1 protein-coding gene is annotated in these 3,696 nt (G+C 36.9%); it reads right to left on the bottom strand.

Features of this window, described 5'->3' with window-relative positions:
- Positions 1 to 3,696: choice-of-anchor L domain-containing protein (locus Q0049_RS16010; RefSeq protein ID WP_298122051.1), on the bottom strand; the 3,696-nt coding region annotated here is incomplete at both ends.

Below are 3,696 nucleotides of genomic sequence, written 5' to 3' on the forward strand. Positions count from 1 at the left end.
GGAAGTAAAATAGTATTTCCTGCACTTAACATCGTGCCAGTTCCATTAGAACCTGTGTAGTAATTTCCTGTTGTTAATGCTGGTAAAGTATAACTGTCACAAGCTACAACATTAGCTGGTGCATCTGGAACAGGAATAGGAGTGATAGATGCAGTAGTAGAATCACTAGCAATACATCCTGAATTATTTACAACTACTTCATAAACTCCAGCTGTCGTTATTGTTATAGAACTTGTGGTGTCAGGAAGTGGTGATCCGTCTAACGACCAAGAGAATGTTACATCAGCATTACTATAATTTAAAGGAGTAACGGTAATAGTTCCTGTAGTTCCTGCACAGAAAGTCAAATCTGGTGTTATAATAAATTGAGGAGTTAAATCTTGAACGACCAAATTAAATGGACTAATTACATTACATCCAGTTAAATTACTTTCTACTCTAACATAAACAGTTTGAAGACTAGGAGTAGTGTTAGTATATAATGTTGGTAAAATATTAACATCATCTTGAGCATCTTCTAATGTTGCATGATAAGTAACTGTATAATTAGATGCATTCAAAGTTCCTAAAGCATTAGCAGTATTTTGACTTAAATCAAATTCATTATACATCATGTTGTTACATGCAGTTAAATTAACTGGAGTTCCAGCTGTGAAACCTTCATAATATTCAATAGTAACTGAATCATTTGCAATACAAGTTGTTCCGATGAAATTAGCAGATACAGAATAGGTTCCTTCTTCTGTTATGGTTAAGTTTGGACCTGTTTGTCCAGAAATTATACCAGACGCATTACTCCATTGGAAAGTGTAATCATCAGCATCTAAATCACTTTGTATGATATAAGCATCACCAGGACAAAGAGCTGTTCCATTTGCTTCTAAGAAGTCATCGCCTAATTCTACATTTCCAATATCAAAACTTCCTCCTTCAAGAAAAACTACTGAATCGTATGCAGTATCACTTCTATCTGCTACCACAAGTTTAATATGATATTGATGACCAGGAATAACTGTTGCGGCTGCCGTCATAGGAACGGTTACACCATTATAATCAATTGGTGCAGCAAAAGGACCAAAACCACCTGCAGCTCCATAAAATGCTGCAAAGTATTCTGGATTTACTGAAGCACAACCTGTATTATACAACGCATCTCTAATAGTTACAACTGAAATTGGAGTTGACGTACCAGGTATTAATGCTAAATTTGTTGTAACAGGAGTTACACCTGGAGTAATATCAGTTAGAAGGAAGGCAAAAGCATCTGAAAATGAACATTGGAAAGTACCATATTCCTCAGAAGCAAAAATAAATCTAAAACTGATAGAATCAGATAATGGTGTGAAATCAAATTCTAATTTTGAAGCATTTCTTGAATTCATAGCAGCACCTGTAGCAGCTAAGATTATTGCTTCTAAATCTGCATCACCAGTCCAAGCTGTTGTTCCTTCGCCTAGTGTTGTGTCATTTGGTCCAGGTACATTAACAACGCTACCTGTTGTTAAAACAACTCCTTCGTCAAATGGAAAATCTGAACCATTTTTATTGAAATAACCAATACCATTTGTTGACCCAAAATTGGTACCTGTAGAGGAAGTTACATTTGTAACAGCTGCACATGTTGAATTTAATAATACATCTTCAACTAGTTGGAAAGTATTGTATGTTGTCGTATTTGTAGATATTGGAGGAGGAACTGTACCTACACATAGATTAAATACAGAAGTTTGATTGCCTGTTGCTGTGTTGGTGTAAACTCTAATAAAATAAGTTTGTCCTACAACAAGAGCTGTTGCTAAACTTGTATTTGCATCACTACAATATACTTGAGTTAATGTACCACAACTTCCTGAGTATAAAACATGAAATAAATCAGTCGTACTTCCTGTAATATCAAGTAAACTTACTGTATGTGCCGTTGCTGTTGCTGTAAATTGAAACCAAACATCATCATCATCAGTTCCACCACAAGAATTTGCTTGAGGTGATGCTGTGGCACCTATTACAGTACCACCAACAACTAATCCGCAGTTACTATCTGTATTTACTGGAGCAACTGTTGCAGTTGCACACTCATCATTACTAATTAAGGTATTAAATATTTTAGGATTTGACCATAAACTAAAATCAGATGAACTACATGCTGATCTAACATAAACTTTATATTGTGTTCCAGAGCTTAAAGGTGTATAAATATATGGATTTGTAGTTGCTGTCTGCCATCCAGGTGTTGTAGCGTCCGGTGTTGGCGCTCCAACAGGAAGTATTAAAACATGCCATGTTGTTGCGGTACCTGTTTCGTTCCATGCAACAGATGCAGAATTCGTTGTAATTGCAGAAACAGAAACATTATTTGGTCTCAAACATGATGGTGCAGGATTACAAGTAACATTTGCAACCCATCCATCAGCATTTGTTGCAGCACCGCTTCTAAATCTAAAAGTTAAACAACCATCAGGGCTTGTTGAAGTAAAGGGTTCAGGAATTGTTGTTCCCCAATATGCTCCTGCTAAACCTCCTGGTACTGTTCCAGCAGGATTACCACTAGAAATTTGCTCAGAAGCTATAGAATTTCCATCAAAAACATAAAGTCCATCTGCAGTTGCTTGTAAATTAAATGATGTAAAAGTAACAGTTACTTGATCACCAGCATTTACTGGACAAACAGTATAGGTAACATCACTATTGTTTAAATAAAGTCCAAATGTTCCACCATTATCAACAAATGGTCCACCACATAAAGGAGGCGCGATTAATGTTGTAATGGTTCTTGGTCCAATCCAAGTACTTAATTCGGACACGGAACATTCACTTCTTACATAGATATCATAACAAGTTTCTGAAGACAAGCCACTTAAAACAAATGGATTTGTTGGAGCTGAAACCCATCCTGTTGCACTAGCTGTTGGGACTGGAGAGCCACATGGTAGAGCAAGTACTTGCCAAGCTGTTGCTGTTCCATTCTCTGTCCATGATAAAGTTACTGAATTATAAGTTACCGTTGAAGTTAATAAAGATTGTGGTTGAGGACATGGTGGAGGCGGTCCACATGTTACATTAGACGTCCATCCAGCTGCATTAGTAGCTGCTCCACTTCTAAATCTAAAAGTTAAACAACCATCTGCACTTGTCGAAGTAAAAGAACCCGGATTTGCGGTTCCCCAATATGCGCCTGGAACTGCACCAGGTACAGTACCACCAGGATTACCACTAGACATTAATGGAGCTGTTATTGAATTTCCATTGAAAATGTATAATCCATCAGCGGTTGCTTGTGTATTGAAACTTGTAAAAGTTACTGTTACAACTTCACCTGGAATTGTTGGACATATTGTTGTAATTACGTTTGAATTATTTGTATAATTCCCAGAAGATCCTCCAGTATCAGAAAATGTTCCACCACATGCAGGTGGAACTTGTAGTGTTGTAGCTGATACTGCTGATGTCCAATCACTAATATCAGTTGTACTACAAACTGCTCTTACATAGAAATCATAACAAGTATCTGGAAGTAAAGTGTTTAAAACAAATGGATTTGTTGTTGTAGTAACCCATCCTGTAGCTGATGCTGTTGGCGTAGGACTTCCACAAGGAAGTGCAAGAACTTGCCATTCAGTTGCTGCATTTGTATTAGTCCATCCCAAAGTTACAGATGTAGCTGTAATTGCTGATCTTGTAACAGAAATTGGTTCAGAA

The sequence above is a fragment of the Flavobacterium sp. genome, from assembly GCF_027484205.1.
Lineage (GTDB): Bacteria > Bacteroidota > Bacteroidia > Flavobacteriales > Flavobacteriaceae > Flavobacterium.